14 protein-coding genes are annotated in these 18259 nt (G+C 58.1%); 11 read left to right on the plus strand and 3 right to left on the minus strand.

Features of this window, described 5'->3' with window-relative positions; translation table 11 throughout:
• Together AAGR08_RS09030 and AAGR08_RS09035 are read right to left on the minus strand one after the other, a co-directional pair.
• Positions 1-861, minus strand: a complete 861-nt coding sequence (locus tag AAGR08_RS09030; RefSeq protein WP_345829690.1) for an ABC transporter permease — start codon at positions 859-861, stop codon at positions 1-3.
• Positions 858-2348, minus strand: a complete 1491-nt coding sequence (locus tag AAGR08_RS09035; RefSeq protein WP_345829692.1) for an ABC transporter substrate-binding protein — start codon at positions 2346-2348, stop codon at positions 858-860. Before AAGR08_RS09035 ends, AAGR08_RS09030 begins: the two co-directional genes overlap by 4 nt.
• A gap of 168 nt (positions 2349-2516) precedes the next feature.
• Between AAGR08_RS09035 and AAGR08_RS09040 the strand changes: the two genes are divergently transcribed.
• On the plus strand, positions 2517-3191 hold the full coding sequence (locus AAGR08_RS09040) for a GntR family transcriptional regulator (RefSeq protein WP_345829694.1): 675 nt from the start codon (positions 2517-2519) through the stop codon (positions 3189-3191).
• Here AAGR08_RS09040 and AAGR08_RS09045 read toward each other — a convergent pair.
• The gene (locus AAGR08_RS09045; RefSeq protein WP_345829696.1) at positions 3169-4545 is read right to left on the minus strand and encodes an LLM class flavin-dependent oxidoreductase; all 1377 of its coding nucleotides are present in this window, start codon (positions 4543-4545) and stop codon (positions 3169-3171) included. The genes AAGR08_RS09040 and AAGR08_RS09045 overlap by 23 nt on opposite strands.
• A gap of 250 nt (positions 4546-4795) precedes the next feature.
• Here AAGR08_RS09045 and AAGR08_RS09050 point away from each other — a divergent pair, with 250 nt between their 5' ends.
• From AAGR08_RS09050 to AAGR08_RS09095, 10 genes are read left to right on the plus strand one after another with little or no spacing between them, the layout of a single operon-like run.
• A complete protein-coding gene (locus tag AAGR08_RS09050; RefSeq protein WP_097097288.1) occupies positions 4796-6415 on the plus strand; it encodes an ABC transporter substrate-binding protein in 1620 nt (539 codons plus the stop codon).
• A complete protein-coding gene (locus tag AAGR08_RS09055) occupies positions 6412-7365 on the plus strand; it encodes an ABC transporter permease (protein WP_345829698.1) in 954 nt (317 codons plus the stop codon). The genes AAGR08_RS09050 and AAGR08_RS09055 overlap by 4 nt, the downstream gene beginning before the upstream one ends.
• Positions 7362-8189, plus strand: coding sequence for an ABC transporter permease (locus AAGR08_RS09060; RefSeq protein WP_345829699.1), 828 nt, complete (start codon positions 7362-7364; stop codon positions 8187-8189). The genes AAGR08_RS09055 and AAGR08_RS09060 overlap by 4 nt, the downstream gene beginning before the upstream one ends.
• On the plus strand, positions 8189-9808 hold the full coding sequence (locus tag AAGR08_RS09065; RefSeq protein ID WP_097097291.1) for a dipeptide ABC transporter ATP-binding protein: 1620 nt from the start codon (positions 8189-8191) through the stop codon (positions 9806-9808). Before AAGR08_RS09060 ends, AAGR08_RS09065 begins: the two co-directional genes overlap by 1 nt.
• An 18-nt stretch (positions 9809-9826) precedes the next feature.
• Positions 9827-11242, plus strand: coding sequence for an LLM class flavin-dependent oxidoreductase (locus tag AAGR08_RS09070; RefSeq protein WP_097097292.1), 1416 nt, complete (start codon positions 9827-9829; stop codon positions 11240-11242).
• Entirely contained in the window at positions 11239-12387 is a 1149-nt protein-coding gene (locus tag AAGR08_RS09075) for an LLM class flavin-dependent oxidoreductase (protein WP_345829701.1), read from the plus strand. Before AAGR08_RS09070 ends, AAGR08_RS09075 begins: the two co-directional genes overlap by 4 nt.
• Before the next feature lie 18 nt (positions 12388-12405).
• Positions 12406-13629, plus strand: a complete 1224-nt coding sequence (locus AAGR08_RS09080) for an acyl-CoA dehydrogenase family protein (protein WP_345829702.1) — start codon at positions 12406-12408, stop codon at positions 13627-13629.
• Positions 13630-13639: 10 nt separating this feature from the next.
• On the plus strand, positions 13640-14848 hold the full coding sequence (locus AAGR08_RS09085) for a GNAT family N-acetyltransferase (protein ID WP_345829704.1): 1209 nt from the start codon (positions 13640-13642) through the stop codon (positions 14846-14848).
• Positions 14849-14868: 20 nt separating this feature from the next.
• A complete protein-coding gene (locus tag AAGR08_RS09090; RefSeq protein WP_345829705.1) occupies positions 14869-16620 on the plus strand; it encodes an ABC transporter substrate-binding protein in 1752 nt (583 codons plus the stop codon).
• Between the two features lie 9 nt (positions 16621-16629).
• The gene (locus tag AAGR08_RS09095; RefSeq protein ID WP_345829706.1) at positions 16630-18258 is read left to right on the plus strand and encodes an ABC transporter ATP-binding protein; all 1629 of its coding nucleotides are present in this window, start codon (positions 16630-16632) and stop codon (positions 18256-18258) included.
• Position 18259: the final 1 nt, after the last annotated feature.

An 18259-nucleotide genomic window follows, 5' to 3' on the forward strand; every position in this document is an offset into this window, starting at 1 on the left:
TTAATCCAGCCTTGTATGCGTGCGACGTAACAGCGCATCGCCCAGCAGGTTGCAGCCAATCACGAGCGCCGCAATCACCAGGCCGGGATAGAGCACCAGCCACTGCGACAACAGCATATATGAGCGTCCTTCGCCGATCAGATTACCCAGCGTTGGCGTCGGCGGCTGGATCCCCATGCCGAGAAAACCTACCGATGCTTCCAGCACGATCAAACGCGGAATATCCAGCGTCAGCAACACCACCAGCGGCGTCAGCAGATTGGGCAGGATATGGCGCAGCAGCACGCGCAGCGGCGAGAAGCCCATCGCGCGCACCGCCTGAATATATTCCAGCTCGCGAATTTCTAAGGTTTTGGCGCGCGCCACGCGGGCATAAATCGCCCAGCTGGTGCAGCCCATAATCACAATGATGTTGGTGAGCGACGCGCCCATCAGCGCAATCACCAACAGAATTAACAGAATAAACGGCACCGCCAGCTGGATGTCGATCAAGCGCATGATCAGCGCATCCACCCAACCACCGGCATAGCCAGCCATCATCCCCAGCGCCACACCAATCACCGCGCCAATCACGGCGGCGACCAGCACCACCAGCAGCGACAAACGGGTGCCCGCCAGAATCCGCGAGAGCAAATCACGGCCGAGTTGGTCGGTACCCAGCCAATGTGTTGCCTGCGCGCCGGGCGTACCCGGCGGCAGGAACATCTCATTCAGGTTATTACTTAATGCATCGGGCAACGGCAGCCACGGGGAAAGCAGCGCCGCGGCAATCACCACGATCAGCAAAGTCGAGCCGATCAGCGCATCGCCGTATATCAGGCGACGCGGACGGCGCTGCAGCACGGTGCCCGGAGAGATCATTTCAGCCTCAGATCAAACAGCGGGATGCGGGCATCGACGCGGCCTGTAAAGTTGAGCGAGGTGCTGTGCGCGTACAGCGTGTCTTCCCGATACAGCGGCAGCAGTGGCTGTTGTTCCGCCACACGCTGCTGAATCTGCGCTAACACTTTTTTGCGTTCAGCGGGATCGACAATCTGACGGCTGCGATCGAGCAACTTATCCAGCTCCGCATCATGCACGGTGGAGTAGGGTTCGCCGCTGCGCAGGATGGGGAACAGGGCGGCATCGGCATCCAGCGTTTGGGTTGAGCCCCACGCCAGCATGTACATCGGTGCCTGTTTTTGTGAGGCAACCTGTTGGGTATACACCGACCACTCCGGCACTTCCAGTTCGGCCTTCACGCCGATCGCCGCTAAATCCTGCACGATGGCTTGCGCTACATCGGCGCTGGCGATGTAGCGACGCGGTGCCTGAAAGCGCAGGGTAAAGCCCTTGGCGTAACCGGCTTCTGCCAGCAGCGATTTGGCTTTAGCCACATCCTGCACGGTGGCCGGAACCGCCAGATAACCAAAGTCATTAGCACCAGCCATGGTGCCGGTTGGTGTGCCGAACCCGTGCAGCAACTGCTGGGTATAAGCCTGACGGTTCAGCGCTAACGACAGCGCCTGACGCACGCGCACATCGTTCAGCGGTTTCTCATCATCTTTCAGGCCGAGATAAATGGTTAACCCGCCACCTTTAACCTGCTCAAGCGCAACATTCGGGCGATTTTTCAGCGCTGGTACCATGTCGGCCGGCACGCTTTCAATCAGCTGCACTTCGCCGGTCAGCAGCGCGGTAAGGCGCGCGGTGGCTTCAGGAATCGGGCGCCAGGTCACACGATCGATAGCAGGCTTGCCGCGCCAGTAGCTTTCATTGGCGACCATCACCACTTTTTCGTCGGGGATGAAGCTATCGAGCTTATACGCGCCGCTGCCGACCGGTTTCCGCGCGAATTCGCTGGCACCCACTTTTTTCACATAGGCTGGCGGCACAATATAGGCCGGATAGCGACTCATGCGCGTCGGCAGCAGCGGATCCGGGCCGTTAGTGTGGATCTGCACCTGATAATCGTTGATCACATCAACCGATTTGATGGTGCGAATATAAGAAATCGTCGGTGCGTGATTTGCCGGATCTAAAATACGATCGAGGGAGAATTTCACCGCTTCGGCATTTACTGGCTCACCATCGGTGAAGTTTACGCCCTGACGCAGGGTAAATTGCCAGGTTGTGTCGTTAATCGCTTTCCACTCGGTGGCTAAACCCAGCTGCAGTGACATGTCATCCGCGCGGCGCACTAAGGTATCGAAAATATTGTCTACCAGAGTGGCAGACTCTTTCAGGAAGCCGGGATCCATCGCCGTGGCAGACGTGGGCTGGCCAATGGTGAGTTCCGCTGCCTGGACAGATGGCAACAGAGCAAATAGCAACGCGGTGGTGGCAAACTTCACTGCAGGTAGTCTCATAACGTTTCCCAAAATTGCCAACGGCAAGGTAGTGAAAAGAGTGGATACTGCCAGAATCAAGACTGTGCTTATTTGTAATACATGATATATCCTATAATTCGTGATGTTGCCAATAAAACATTAAAAATAACTTACCATTTGCGAATTCCAGTAAAGGGCCTGCAACCTATGATCGAAATGGACAAAGCGCAGCGACTGAGTTTAACCGCTCAGGTGGAATCATCGCTGCGTAACGCGCTGATTGTTGGCAAGTTGAAACCCGGCGCGCGCCTAGTGACGCGCGATCTGGCCGCACAGCTCGGCACCAGCATTACGCCGGTGCGTGAAGCATTATTGCGTCTGGTTTCTGCCGGAGCTCTGGATGCCACGCCCGCAGCGGCCTTTCTGGTGCCGGAAATGTCGCGTCAGCGTTTTGAGGAGATCACCCTAATTCGTAAGCAGCTTGAAGGTTTAGCGGTGAAGGCAGCCACGCCGTTTGTGGGGAAAAAACAAATTGCTGAGCTAAAAAAACTCTGCGCGCGCTTCATGCAAGCGAAGCAGAGTGGCGTTGCGGAGGCCGCGCTGGAAGCTAACCGCGCGTTTCGTTTTACGCTGTATGGCTATGCGCAAATGCCGACGCTGGAAGCCTTGATTGAGCAGCTGTGGGTGCAGATTGGTCCATGCTTTAACTATCTCTACCCGCAGCCCACTGAGGTGGTGAACGGGCATCATAACTATGATCGTCTGCTGGATGCGTTACAGGCAGGCGACGCTATCAATAGCGAAAAGATTCTGCTGAAAGCCATTGATGATGGTGCCGAAATCCTCGTGCGCCACTACTTCAGCGGCGAAACGCAGGATTGATAGCCGGGTGATCTGCCGCCGGTTCTGCCGACGCTGTGCCAAAGAGCCGCTGACGTAGCGTGCTGTTCTGCGGCTGCGGCGTCAGCCGCCCGCGCTGCTGCAGCACCGGAACCACCCAACGCGCGAAATCGGCCAGGCTGCGCGGACTCAGCCATTGCGCCAGATTAATCCCGTCCGTTTCGCTGGCGCTCAGCCACGCTTCAATCTGATCGGCGACCTGTTCGCCACTGCCAACAAAGGTCTTTTGTCGGCCGAAGCCGATCTCCGGTTTGAACACTTCCCGCAGGGTCTTACGCGGTTCGCCCGGCGCACCGGTAATCATTTTTAGCAAGGATTGGTTGGCGTTGGTGTGCTGCCAGTCGAGTGGCGAATCAATATCATGTTTGGCAAGATCCACGCCGGTGCTGGCGGAGTAGTGCACCAGCGCGCCTTGCAGATCGTAGAGTTCGCGTAATTGCTGATAGTGAGCTTCGGCTTCCGCGGCATTTTCGCCGGTGATCACCGTTACCGCGCTGATAAATTTGATGGCATCAGGCGCACGGCCAGCCCGTTTAGCCTGTTGCTTAATCGCCTGAACCTGTTTTTTTACCCCTGCGGCATCCAGTCCGGCGACAAACACCACTTCCGCATGCTGTGCCGCGAAGTGAATACCTCGCGGCGATCCTCCCGCCTGAAACAGCACCGGCGTACGCTGCGGGCTTGGCTCACTTAAGTGGGCATCGGGCACGGTGAAGAAGCGGCCATGATGCTTTATCGCTTTCACCTGTGCCGGGTCGGTATAGATGCCGCGCAGCTTATCGCGCTGCAGCGCATGGCGTTGCCAGGAGTGCTGCCACAGCTGATAACACACCGCCAAAAACTCGTCGGCGCGTTCGTAACGCTGGTCATGTTCCATTTGTTGATCCAGTCCCAGATTGCGCGCTGCGCTATCAAGCTGTGAAGTGACGACATTCCAGGCAATACGACCGTCAGTGAGATGATCCAACGTGGTGAATTTGCGCGCCAGCAAATAGGGCTGCTCGTAGGTGGTGGAGACGGTGACGCCAAATCCTAAACGCTTGGTCACGCCAGCCATCGCTGACACCAGCAGTAAGGGATCAATCAGCGGGGACTGAATACCGTTTTTTAGCGATGCCGCGGGCGATCCATTCCAGGTATCTAATAAGCCCAACGCATCGGCAATAAATAAACAATCAAAATGATTCTCTTCCAGCAGCGTGGCAAGCGCCGTCCAGTATTCAATATCGGTATAGCGCCAGCCTTGTTCATCGGGATGACGCCACATACCGTAATTAATGTGAGAAACAGCGGCCATGGTAAAAGCACTTAAAATAATACGATTCGACGTGGACATTGTTTTTTCCTGCCGGAAGAGAGAGTGAGGAGAGTAATAAAAATAAACACGTTAGCAATGACAATATTCACACATCAACATGCACAAAACGGGATTAAATAATCCGCTAAAGCGGATAATGATTTGCTTAAAAGGCATTTAAATAATCTAAATCTGCGTGCTACCGTAATTTTACTATAAGAGATAATCAATCAATGCATTGATTATTAATGATTTATTGTTTAATTGCCTGCAACCAGTGGAAAACACCATGTCAAAAAATCAATCCGATCAGACGGTTAATCACGCGCGCCGTTTGCTGCTTAAGCTTTCTGCATTATCCTCCGCCGTTTTTATTGGCATGGGAACCTCGCTCCCGTTGCTGGCGGCTGATGAAGAGAGTCAACGCTATGGTAAAACCCTGGTAGTGGGGCAGGCTTTAGAACCCACTATTTATGACCCGAATCGCCAATATTCGTATGAAACCTACCGCGTAGATAAACATATTTATGAATCGTTGGTTGCCGAAGATTTATCGGTTCCTGCCGCTAAAGGTACGCCACCGATTATTCCTGCGCTGGCAACGCATTGGGAAGTGAATGAAAACGCCACTATTTACACGTTTCATCTGCGCAGCGACGTAGTATTTCATGATGGCACGGCGTTTGACGCTGAAGCAGTAAGATTTAATGTGCGCCGTTTTACCGATCCGCAATTTGAATATTTTGATCGTCAATCGCAGGCCACTATGGCACAGGTCTATAGCGACCTGAAAACTGTCGAAGTCATTGATGCCCACACGGTGGCCTATCATTTCAATCAACCCTTCCCGGATTTCCTGCGCTTCCTGCCGCAAGGTAACTGGGTTTCAGGCATCTTCAGCCCGGCCGCCCTGCAGAAATGGGGACAAGATGGCTTAGCTGAACATCCCACTGGCACCGGGCCGTATCAGTTTGTCTCTCGCGTACGTAACGATCATACCGAATTGCTGCGCAATGAACGCTGGTGGGGTAAAAAGCCCTATATGCAGCGCATTATCTTCCGGCCGATTCTGGATGGCAGCACCGGTATCAGCGCCTTGCAGTCTGGCCAGGTTGATATCTTGTCGCGTACCCCAACGGACGCGGTCGATCTGCTGGAACAGAGTGGATACACCGTGCATGACAGCGTGGAAGCCAATCAACTGTTCCTCGGCTGGAATTTTGCCAACAAATTTACCCGCCAGCTGGCCGTGCGCCAGGCCGTGATAAAAGCCATCGATCGCGAAGGCCTGGTAAAGAGCCTGCTTAACGGCCATGCCGTGGCGAGCTACAACATTCTTAATCGCTCCAATGAGGCGTTTCTCGCCAGCCAGAAAGATTATCCCTACGACCCCGACGGGGCAAAAAAGCTCCTGACAGACGCCGGTTTCCAGCCTGGCGAGGTCAGCTTCACCATCATTACCTACGATCAGAATCAGGCGGTGATCGAGTGGATCCAGCGCGATCTCAGCAAAGTGGGCATCAATGTGAAGGTTATCTCGCAGGAGTGGATCACTTACAGCTCGCACCTCGCCAACCTGGCTGATGAGACCGGCTTATTTACCATGGAGTGGGGCCTGATCTCACCGCAATGGCTGCGCGTGGCGTGGAAAAACTATGTGGTGAGCCGCGGCAAAGGCGAGGCGGTGATTACCGGGGTAGCACCACTCATCGATCGGGCTGCGGTAACGGTTGATCGCCAACAGGCGCTGGTGCTGTGGCAGCAGATTAACCAAAAGTTTCAGGAGCAGGCGGCTTTTGTTCCGTTGCTGGAGCTTAATCGCGTCTTCAGCAGTTCGCCGGCGGTACAAGGCTTCAACGTGCCGGCGCAGAACTTTTATGATTTAACCCGCGTGTGGTTAAAAGCATGATGCGATTGATCGCCATGCGCCTGTTGCAGGCGATACCGCTGGTGTTTTTGATCTCGCTGCTGGTCTTTCTGATTGCCAAGCTGGCGCCTGGTGATCCGATTACCAACGCCTTAGCGGGGCAGCTTTCGCAGGAATCGATCGAGCAAATCCGCCAGCTTTATGGCCTGGATAAACCGGCCGCGCTGCAATATCTGCTGTGGCTTAAAAATCTGTTTACCGGTAATTGGGGCATCTCGCTCACCATGCGTACGCCAGTGATTGAGGTGCTGAGCGGTGCCTTTGCCAATACAGCGATTCTGACCGGCGCAGCGGTGCTGCTGTGCCTGATCCCAGGTGTGATTATTGGTGTGCTGTGCGGTTTGTGGCACGGCACGCGACGCGATCGCGTGGTGATGCTGGTGGTCCAACTCGGCCACAATATCCCCATTTTCTGGTTAGGTGTGTTCGTTATCTGGCTGTTTGCCGTCAAATTGCGCTGGTTCCCGGTTTCCGGCATGTATGACATGCGTGGCGACCGGGGCCTGCTGGATCTGCTGCATCACCTTTGGCTACCGGCACTCTCCACCGCGCTGATCTCCATGCTGATCCTCGCCCGTCAGGTGCGTAACAGCGTCATCACCATTCTCAATGAAGATTATTTGCGCACCTATCGCGCGCTGGGTTATTCGCCAGCGGTGCTGCTGTGGCGCCACGTAGGCCGCAATCTGCTGGCGCCCATTGTTGGTATTACCGGCTTACAGATTGGCTATCTGCTGAGCGGGGTAATTTTTATCGAAAAAATTTTCGCCTGGCCCGGCATTGGCTCACAGCTCTATAACGCGGCGGCTGGCCAGGATTATCCCACCATTCAAACCGGCGTGATGCTGGTCGCCATCTGCTTTCTCACCGTCAATTTGCTGAGCGATCTGCTGCAGGATTGGCTCAATCCGCGTCAGCGAGGTCACCAATGAAGGCATTTTTCAAGCAACGCCTGGCGGCGGGCAGTTTACTCATTCTGCTGCTGATCGTGATGATTTCCGCGCTGGCACCGTGGCTGGCGCCTTACGATCCCCTGCAGTCGTTTACCGGTTTACGACTTGCACCGCCCGGCACCCCGGGGCATTGGCTTGGTGTTGACAATCAGGGACGCGACATGTTGAGTCGCCTGATCTGGGGCGGCCGCAGCGCGCTAGGCGCATCGATCTTACCGGTTATTGTTGCTGCGCTGCTCAGCCTGGCGTTTGGCATGCTGGCCGGTTATCGCGACTCGGCGTTCTCTGCTTTCATCATGCGCATCACCGATATGCTGTTTGCTTTTCCCATGGTGCTGCTGGCGATTGGTCTCTCCGCCGTGTTGGGCAGCGGCTATCTCACGGTGACGATCACTCTGATTTGTAGCGTGGTGCCATACCTGACGCGGGTGGTGTACAGCGACACGCGTGCAGAAGTGAGGAAGGAGTATGTCGAGGCGCTGCATGCCCAGGGCGCGAGCCATAGCGACATCCTGTTTCGTGAGCTGCTGCTCAATGTGGCCACGCCGCTGCTGGTGTACACCACCTCGCTGCTGGGCGGCATGGTGGTATTCCTGGCGGGATTGAGCTTTCTTGGCCTTGGCGTTCAGCCGCCGCAGGCGGATTGGGGGCGCATGGTGGGCGAAGGGACGCAATGGATGATCCTCGGCGCTCCGCACATCGCCACGCTTCCTGCGTGCGCCATTGTGGTGGTATCGCTGGCCTTTAACTGGCTCGGCGACGGTCTGCGCGACATGCTCGATCCACATCGTAAGGGGCTGTGATGAACCTATTAACCGTCTCGCAGCTCAAGGTGCAATTTGGCGATCAGGTTGCGGTCAAGGAGGTTTCGTTGACGCTGGCGCCGGGTGAAGTGCTGGCGCTGGCGGGGGAATCAGGATCGGGAAAAAGCCTGACCGCAGCGGCGATTCTGGGATTGCTGCCCGCGACGGCGCAGGCCAGCGGCGCGATCCACTTTAGCGGGCGTTCACTGCTCAATCAGCCTGAAAGCCTATTAAATCGGTTACGCGGCCACGACATCGCGATGGTGTTTCAGAATTCGCTATCCACGCTCGATCCCTCCTGGCGCGTGGGCAAACAGTTGCAACACAACCTGCGTCGGCTCAATCCCTCGCTGCGCGGTGCGGCTTTACGCGCGGAAGCGCTGCGCTGGCTGGAGCGCATGCATATTCGCGAAGCGCAGCACGTGTTTGATCTCTTTCCGCATGAGCTGAGCGGCGGCATGCGCCAGCGCGTGCTGATTGCGCTGGCAGTAATGTGCCAACCGTCGCTGTTAATCGCCGATGAACCGACCACCGCGCTGGATGCCAGCGTGCAATTTGAGGTGCTGTCGCTGCTACGCGAACTGCGCGGCCAGCACAATATGGCGATGCTGCTGATCACCCATGATTTTGGCGTCGTCGCCGCGCTGGCCGATCGGGTTGCCGTGATGCGTCAGGGCGTCATCGTTGAAACCGGCGTTACCCGCGACATCATTGCGCGCCCGCAGCATCCCTACACGCAAACGTTACTGGCGGCCGTGCCGCGCCCGGATTTGCAGCCGGTTAGCCCATCCGATAGCGCCATATTGTTGCAGGCCAGCGGTATCGGTCGCGACTACTGGCGACGGCAGCCCGCGCGCTGGTGGCCCCAGAAAAGCGCCTTTAGCGCGGTGGATGCCGTTGATGTGCAGATCGGGCAGGGCGAAGTGGTGGGCGTAATTGGCGAATCCGGCTCGGGAAAATCGACGCTGCTGCGCCTGCTTGCCCAGTTAATCGCCCCCACGCGTGGTTCGGTGCGCTTTGCCGGTCAGCCGCTCACGCTAGCCGATGCCGACGCACAGCGGGCGTTTCGCCGTCAGGTGCAGTGTGTTTTTCAGGATAGCCTGGCTTCCTTTAATCCCCGCCTAACGCTACGCGAGCAGCTGATCCGTCCGCAGCTACGGCTCAGCAGCGCCAGCAACCGAACGGAAGCCTTGCTGCGCGCGCAGCAGGTCTTTAGTGAAGTGGGGCTGAATCCGGCGCTGCTGGCACGCTATCCGCACCAGCTCTCCGGTGGTCAGCGTCAGCGCGCCAATATTGCGCGCGCGTTGGTGGTGAATCCGAGCTGCCTGCTGCTGGATGAGCCGACCTCTGCGCTCGATCTCTCCATTCAGGCGCAGGTAATGCGGCTGCTGACGCAGCTGCATCAGCAGCGTCAGCTCAGCTGTCTGTTTGTCAGCCATAACCTCGCGTTAGTCACCCAGTTTTGCCAGCGCATTGTGGTGATGGAGGGCGGCAAGGTGGTGGATGATTTTCCGCGTCATGCGCTGTATGCCCCGCAGCGGCACGCTGTCACGCAGCGTTTGCTGGCGGCCAATTTGTTACCGGATGCGGTTATCGATCGCGACCGGCAACGTGCTTAACCCTGATAAGGACCGATGATGAGTAACGTCAGCGCGAAAAAAACTCTGCTGTTTAACGGCTTCATAATGAATGTTGTGGGCCACGTCTCGGCCGGACTGTGGCGCCATCCTGATGACCGCGCCAGTGAATACACGTCGCTAGGCTACTGGACCCACATTGCCCGCGTGCTGGATGATGCCGGTTTTGATGCGATGTTCATTGCTGACGCGCTCGGGCAGATCGATGTCTATCAAGGCAAACCGGATGCTGCGCTGCGCACCGCCGCCCAGTCGCCGGTTAACGATCCGCTGCTGTTGGTCTCGGCGATGGCTGCGGTCACCACCCAGCTGGGGTTCGGCATTACCGTTTCCACTACTTATGAACACCCCTATCTGCTGGCGCGCAAGTTCACCACCCTCGATCATCTCACCAAAGGGCGCGTGGCATGGAATATCGTCACCTCGGTACTGGAATCAGCCGCCCGCAATCTTGGACTCGAACGCCAGATGGATCATGACGAACGTTATGAGCGCGCGCAGGAGTTTCTTGAGGTGACCTACAAGCTGTGGGAAGGATCGTGGGAAGAGGATGCGGTGCGGCGCGACAAACAAGCCCGTGTTTATACCGATCCGGCCAAAGTCCATCCTATCCGGCATAAAGGCCGCTGGTTCAGCGTGCCGGATGCGCATCTCAGTGAACCGAGCCCGCAGCGCACGCCGGTGTTATTTCAGGCGGGCACCTCCGATCGCGGCCGTCAGTTCGCCGCGCAAAATGCCGAAGTGGTGTTTCTCGGCGGCACCACGGCGCAGTCGATTCGTAACAATATCGATCGCATCCGCGCGGCGGCACGAGAAGAAGGGCGCGCCGATGAGGCCATCCGCTTTATCACGGCGGTTAGCGTCGTGGTCGATGAAACCGATGAGAAGGCGCACGCCAAATTCCAGGATTATCTCAGTTACACCAGCCAGGAAGCCGCGCTGGCGCTGTTCTCTGCCTGGACCGGCGTGGATTGGTCCGCCTGGCCGCTGGATGCCCCGTTGCAATATATCGAAACCAATGCGGGCCGTTCGGCATTGGCGGGATTAACGCGTATTGATGCTGAGCGGGTGTGGACGGTAGGCGACATCAGTGACTACATCGGCATTGGCGGCATTCATCCTACGCTGGTCGGGAGTGCGCAAACCGTGGCGGATGCGCTTGAGAAACTGGCGGATGAATCCGGCATTGATGGTTTCAATCTGGCCTATGCCATCAGCCCCGGTAGCTTTGAAGATTTTGCGCGCTGGGTTGCGCCGGAGCTGCAGGCACGCGGGCGCATGCGTCGTCCCGATGGGCGCGCACTGACGCTGCGCGAAAGATTGCAGGGCGAAGGTCAGCGCCGCCTGCGCGCCGACCACCCCGGTTTGCGTTTTAGTGATTTGCGTGCGCACCGCTACCCGGAGAGCGAGGCATGAGCCTTCATCTGCACTGGTATTTACCCACCAACGGCGACAGCCGCGAAATTGTCGGTGCCGGTGATGACTCGCAGCACATTGCCGGTATTGGTCAGGATTATCGCGCCGCCACGCTCGACTATCTGATTGATATCGCGCGCAGCGCTGAACGTCTGGGCTTCGAAGGTGTGCTAACGCCGACCGGCAGCTGGTGCGAAGATGCCTGGCTGAGCACCATGGCGATTAGCCAGCACACCGAGCGTCTTAAATTTATTGTTGCCTTCCGCCCTGGTTTTATCTCGCCGACGCTGGCAGCGCATCAGGCGGCCACGTTCCAGCGGCTCACACAGGGTCGGTTACTGATCAACGTGGTGACCGGCGGCGATCCGGTTGAACAGCGGCGCTATGGCGATCGCCTCAATCACGATCAGCGCTACGCGCGCAGCGGCGAATTTATTGCGGCGTTTAAGGGCGTCAGCGCCGCGCGCGCCAACGGGCAACCCTTCGATTTTCACGGTGAACATTATCAGCTGGATCAGGCGACGCTGCTGCCGTCACCCTGGGCGGTGCCGCCGGTCTTTTTTGGCGGCGCCAGTGCTGCGGCGCAGCAGGTTGCGGCCACCCATGCCGATACCTGGCTGACATGGGGAGAACCGTTGGATCAGGTCGCACCGCGGCTGGCCGAGGTCCGCGCGGCGGCGGCGGTACAGGGCCGCACGTTGTCACTGGGTATTCGTTTTCATGTCATCAGTCGCGACAGCGAAGAGGACGCCTGGCGTGAAGCCGCGCGCCTGCTGCAAAACGTCACGCCGCAGCGCATTCATAGCGCGCAAACGCTGCTCAGCCGCACGGAATCGGTGGGGCAGCAGCGCATGATTGCGTTGCTCAACACTATTCAGGCCGAACAGGTCACGCCGGAGAACGTGCGGGCGCTGGAAATCGCGCCGCATATCTGGAGCGGTTACGGGCTGGTACGCGGCGGCGTTGGCACCGCGCTGGTGGGCAGCCATCAGCAGGTTGCCGACCAGATTAAAGCCTATCACGCGTTAGGTATCGACCACTTTATTTTGTCCGGCCAGCCGCACCTGGAAGAAGCCTGGTGGTTTGGCGAGGGCGCCGGCGCAATTTTACGTCGCGAAGGTTTCGTTGTTTCTTCCACTTCATAACATCACCAGAGGCATATTATGAGTCACGCCAACGACATTTATCAGGGCGTCAGCGAGCAAGAATTCGCGCACTGGAAGCAGGTAGCACAGCAGGTGGCCGATCGTCTGGCCAGCACCTTACAGACGCGCGACCGGGCTAATCAGCATCCGTTTGAAGAGATCGACTGGCTGCGCCAAAGCGGGCTGTTAAAACTGGCGGTGCCGAAATCGCTGGGTGGCGGCGGCGTCGATCTGGTGCAGGCGCTGGAGATCAGCCGCATTATCTCGGCCGCCGACGGTTCGCTGGGGCAGCTCATCGCCTATCACTATTCGAACGGCGTCTGGAGCTACATCCTGGGCAATCGTACGCAGTGGGAATTCATTGCGCGCGGCATTGTTGAGCACGGCTGGTTCCAGTCCAGCATTAGTAATCCGCGCGATCCACGCCTGAAGCTGGAGTGGGATGGCGACGATGTCTTAGTCAGCGGCCGCCGCACCTTTGCCACCGGCGCGGCGGTGTCGCAAGTGATGACGATCGCCGTCTGGATTGATGACCAGCTGGTGCAGTATCAGGTGACGGCCGATCAACCCGGCATCCGCTTTAATGATGACTGGGATAACCTGGGACAACGCCTCACCGCCAGCGGCACGCTGGATTTTGACCGTGTTCGTCTACGTCCACAGGATCGTCTCACCGGGCTGGAACAGAACCCCGCCAGCGCGGTACTGCGTAATGCGTTACGTAATCAGTTCAGCCAGCTAATTTTCGTGCACTTCTATTTGGGCATCGCTGAAGGCGCGCTGAAGCACGCCGCCCACTATTTCCGTACCAGCGTAAGACCGTGGCCAGAGTCGGGCGTAGAACAGGCGCTGGATGATCCTTATCACCGCCTGAAGGCCGGTGAACTCGCCTCGGAACTTGCGGCGGGTATTGCGCTGGCGGAGAAGACGGCGCGCACCTACCAGGCCGCTTTCCATGCTGGCGATGCGTTAACGGAAGCACAGTGGGGCGAACTGGCGCTGTTAACCGATCAGGCCAAAGTGATTGCGAATAACGTGGCGCTGAAAATCAGTCATGAACTGTTTGAACTCACCGGTGGCCGCTCAACCGACAATCGCTACGGACTGGATGTTTACTGGCGTAACGTGCGCACGCACACGCTGCACGATCCGGTGAGCTACCGCATTCGTGAGGTGGGGGATTATGTGCTGACGGGCAAACTGCCCACCCCGCGCGTCTACGCGCCACCGAAAAAAGCGTAGAGCGTCGATCATGCCGCAAGTCCGTTTAATTGATGACGCGCCCACCTTATTGGCCGCCGCGCAGACGTTTCGTCATGCGATGTTTGGCCTGCCGGGCGGTGTCACGCCGCAGGAGCAGTGGGTTGAACGCTATCTGGAACCCCAGCGCGTATGGGGCGCCTGGCTGGAGGGTGAACTGGTGGGCACCACCAACAGTTTTAGCGGTGAACTGACGCTGCCGGGCGGCCAGCGCGTTTCACACAGCGCCGTCACTCATGTTGGCGTGCTGCCGCATTTTACCCGGCGCGGCGTGATGCGTGCGCTGCTGAGCGCTCAGCTGCACGAATTTCACCGGCGCGGCGTGGCGGTGGCGACGCTGCGCGCCTCGCAGGGCACGCTGTATCGTCGTCTGGGCTACGGCATCGCCAGTTGGTTAAGCAGCTATCAACTGGATAAGCGGGAGCTGCTGCAGCTGCCCGCCGTGCCGGGGCAGATACAGCTGCGACCGGCGGCGGATGCCTGGGCGCAGCAAATCGCCGTGGTGCAACGTTTTCCGTCATGGCGAGCAGGGACCTTAAGCCGCTGGCCGCAGTGGTGGGCGATGCAGCAGCATCGTCTGACGCACAGCAATCTTAACCATTATGTGGCGTTCGACGTGCAACACGGTGAAGCGCAAGCGTTTGTCCGCTATCACGCGCAACCGGATGACAACTGGCTTTACAGCCGCGATCGCACGTTGGTGGTAGACGATCTGCATGCGCCGGATGGCGACAGCTATCGCCGCTTAATCGCTTTTCTGTTGCAGCTGGATATCACCCGGCACCTGCATTTTCCTTCACGTCCTGTCGATGATCCGTTGCCGCTGCTGGTGGATAACCCGCGCGCCGTCACCGTCAGTGCGCAGCGCGATGAAAGCTGGCTGCGCATTGTTGATGTGCAGGCCGTATTACAGGCACGTACTTTTGCCACGGATGACGCGGTGATCCTCGACATTCGCGATCCGCTGCTGCCGCACAATCAGGGGCGCTGGCGCATCGCAGCGCAGGGCATCACGCGCAGTGAAGCGCAACCCGATGCCACCTTAAGCGTTGATGCGCTGGCCAGCTTAATACTGGGCGGCAGTCGCGTGTGGCAGTTGATTTATAGCCAAAACATTCACATTCATCGTCCGCACGTTGCGGAACACCTTGAACGGCTGTTTGCCGTGGCTGAGCAGCCATGGTCCGGGCTGTTTTTTTGATTGATACCAGGAGAAATGTCATGCGTAAAGCACGTTGGCCCCTCGCGGGCCAGAGTATGCTGTTGGCGTTGATGGCGACGGCCGCACTGAATGCCACGGCGGCAGAGGTGCCGCAGTCGGGTGGGACGCTGCGGATTGCCTCGCTGCAGTCCGATATCGATGCCTTTGATCCGCAAACCGGCTACTCGGTGGATTCATGGGAAATCATGCGCGCGGTAACCCGCCAGCTGGTGACCTATGCGGGATCGCCGCAAAGCCTGAAAGACGATACGGCGCTGGTGCCGGATTTAGCCAAATCCTGGGACGTCAGCGCCGATGGCAAAACCTATACCTTCCATCTGCGCGACGGCATTCACTTCGCGGGACCGACCACCCGGCCGATTGTGGCGAAGGACTTTGTCTACACCATCAAACGCTTCTGCGATCCCAATAAGCCGGTGGCCGCCGTGAACTATTTTAACCTCGCCTTCTCCGGTTTTGCTGCCTACTGCAAAGATTTTTCCAGGGTGCCGACCGGCGATTTAGCGGCCACCCAGGCCTTTATTGATTCCCATGAGATCGCCGGCGTCAGCGCGCCGGATGATAAAACGCTGGTGCTGCGCTCCGACAGCAAAAACTACGATTTCCTCAATATCCTGTCGATGAACTTCGTCACGCCGCTGCCGGAAGAGATTGTGGCGAAATACTATCCAGACTCGCCGGAGCTGCGTAAGCATTTCCCCTCCAGCGGACCTTATAGCGTGGCGGAGTATCAAAGTGGGCAGAAGCTATTGCTGAAAAAAGTGGCAGATTACAACCATGCGCAGGATCCGGCGCGCAAGGCCTATGTCGATAACATTGAGATTAGCTTCACCGGTAACAATGAAGACAGCGTCACGCAACGCATTCAGGCCGGTGATGCCGATTTGTCGCTCTATCTGGATGTGCCACCGCAGGCGGTGATCCGCCAGTACGCGATCAAAAACAGCCCTTATCTGCACGCTGCCAACAGCGGGGCCGCCAACTTCATCGCCATTAACGCCCAGCCGGAAGCGAAAAGCGCAGGCGCTACCGCACTGCGAAATCTGAAAGTGCGTCAGGCGCTGACCTATGCGGTGAATCGTGCACACCTGGTGCAGGCGCAGGGCGGGAAAATTGCGGCGCTACCGCTGGGGCAGATTATTACCAGCACGCTGTTAGGGCATGAGAACCTCGATCTCTATCCCACCGCCGATAACAAAGGCGACCCGGCGAAAGCCAAAGCGCTGTTGCAGGAGGCGGGCTTCCCCAATGGGCTGAGTTTTGATCTGGTGTATCGCGCCAACAATCAGTTCAGCACCCTGGCGGTTATTTTGAAGGAAGACCTGGCGAAAGCGGGGATCACCCTCAACCTCAATCCGGTTCCGCCACCGCAGTTTATGGCCTATCTGCAAAGTCCCGCTAATCGCTGGGATCTGGCACTGGCGCAGACCTCGCCTGATTGGCAAGGTCCGGCGACGCGCATGTTGCTGGGCGGCTGGCTGAACTCTGATGCCGCGCCGTGCGGCCGTGGCAATGTCTATGCCATTTGCTACAGCAATCCGCAGCTAAACGCGTTAGCGAAGCAGGCCTACGGCTCAGATAACCCAGGGCCAATTTGGGCGCAGGCCGATCGTTTAGTGTCCGCCGATCTGCCGTGGATTCCGCTGTTTGAGAAACGCCGCGTTGCTATCACCTCCGATCGCGTCACCCATTGGACGTGGTCATCACTGGCAACGCAGGCCGATATCACCAACATCGCCGTGAAGCCATAAGGGGAATCTATGCCGCTGCTGTGCGTTGACCAGTTAACGATTGGCTTTCATCAGCAATCACCACGTGTTCAACAGGTGAGCTTTGCCGTGGCGCCAGGGGAAACGCTGGCGATCGTCGGGGAATCAGGCTCAGGCAAGAGCCTGAGCCTGCTGGCAGTGTTGGGCCTGTTGCCGGCCAGTGCTGAGGTGAAGGGTGAACGGCTGTTTGATGGGATACGGCTTAACGATCTCAGCGCGGCGCACTACCGGCGGCTACGTGGGGCGCAGATTGGCTACATTTCGCAAGATCCGCTGAGTAATCTGCATCCGTTGAAAAGCATCGGCCAACAAATTGAAGAGGCGATTAGCGCGCATCAGCGGCTGCGTCGTAAAGCATTGCGCACGCGCGTGCTGGCGCTGCTGGAGGAGGTGGGCATACGTGATGCTGCTCAGCGCTATCACGATCGTCCTGCGCAGTTTTCTGGCGGGATGCGGCAACGCGTGATGATCGCCATGGCCATTGCGCTGAACCCTAAGCTGATCGTGGCCGATGAGCCGACCACGGCGCTGGACGTCACGGTACAGGCCAGCATCCTGCGGCTGTTAAAACGTCTGCAGCAGCAGCACGGCTGTGCCCTGATCTTTATCAGCCACGATTTACGCGTGGTGGCGGATATCGCCGATCGCGTGGTAGTGATGCAGCAAGGCCGCATCGTCGAGTCAGCGGAGAAAAACGTCCTGTTCGCCGCGCCGCAGCATTCGTATACCCGCGCGCTGCTGGCGGCGGGTTGGCATCAGTTTCCACCTCAGCCCGCGCATGTACCGGGTGAAGTGCTGTTGCAGGTTAAGGCGTTAGCCCGATCGTTTGTCCGACGCTCGCTGTGGGTGACACGGCAGCAGCAGGTGCTGCAAAACATCGCTTTTACCCTGCGCAAAGGTGAAATTCTTGGTCTGGTTGGCGAATCCGGCTCCGGTAAAACCACGCTGGGACGGATTATCGTGGGGCTCGATCGGCCGGATCAGGGCGAGATAGTGTTGAACGGTGAGATCTGGCAGCGGGCAGGGGACGCGCGCGGGCTGCATCAGCATCCTCTGCGTTACGCGGTGCAGATGGTGTTTCAGGATCCCTACAACAGTCTTAATGCCCGGCGACGCGTAGCGGATATCCTGCGCGATCCGCTGCAGCTTACCGCGCGGCGTGAAACCGGCCAGCCCCTGACGGCAAGCGCACTCCATACGGCAGTGAATCAGCTGCTGCACACCGTTGAGTTAGCCGCTGAACTGGCCACGCGCTATCCCGCGCAGCTTTCGGGTGGACAGCGTCAACGCGTGGCCATCGCCCGGGCGCTGGCGATGAAGCCGCAGCTGATTGTGGCTGATGAAGCGGTGTCGGCGCTGGATGTCACCACCCAGCATCGCATTATTCAACTGCTGATGCGTTTGCGCCGCGAGCAATCGCTGTCGCTGCTGTTTATCTCACACGATCTCTCCGCCGTGGCCGCGTTGTGCGACCGCGTGTTGGTACTCAGGGACGGTGAGATTATTGAGCAGGGCAGCAGTGAACAGATCTTCTCACGTCCACAGCAGCCGTGGACGCAACAGTTACTGGCGGCTATTCCGGGACAAGCGCGTGGAATAGCGATGGCAGAGGAGCAGTGAC

It is taken from the genome of Pantoea sp. BRR-3P (assembly GCF_039621635.1).
GTDB lineage: Bacteria > Pseudomonadota > Gammaproteobacteria > Enterobacterales > Enterobacteriaceae > Pantoea > Pantoea floridensis.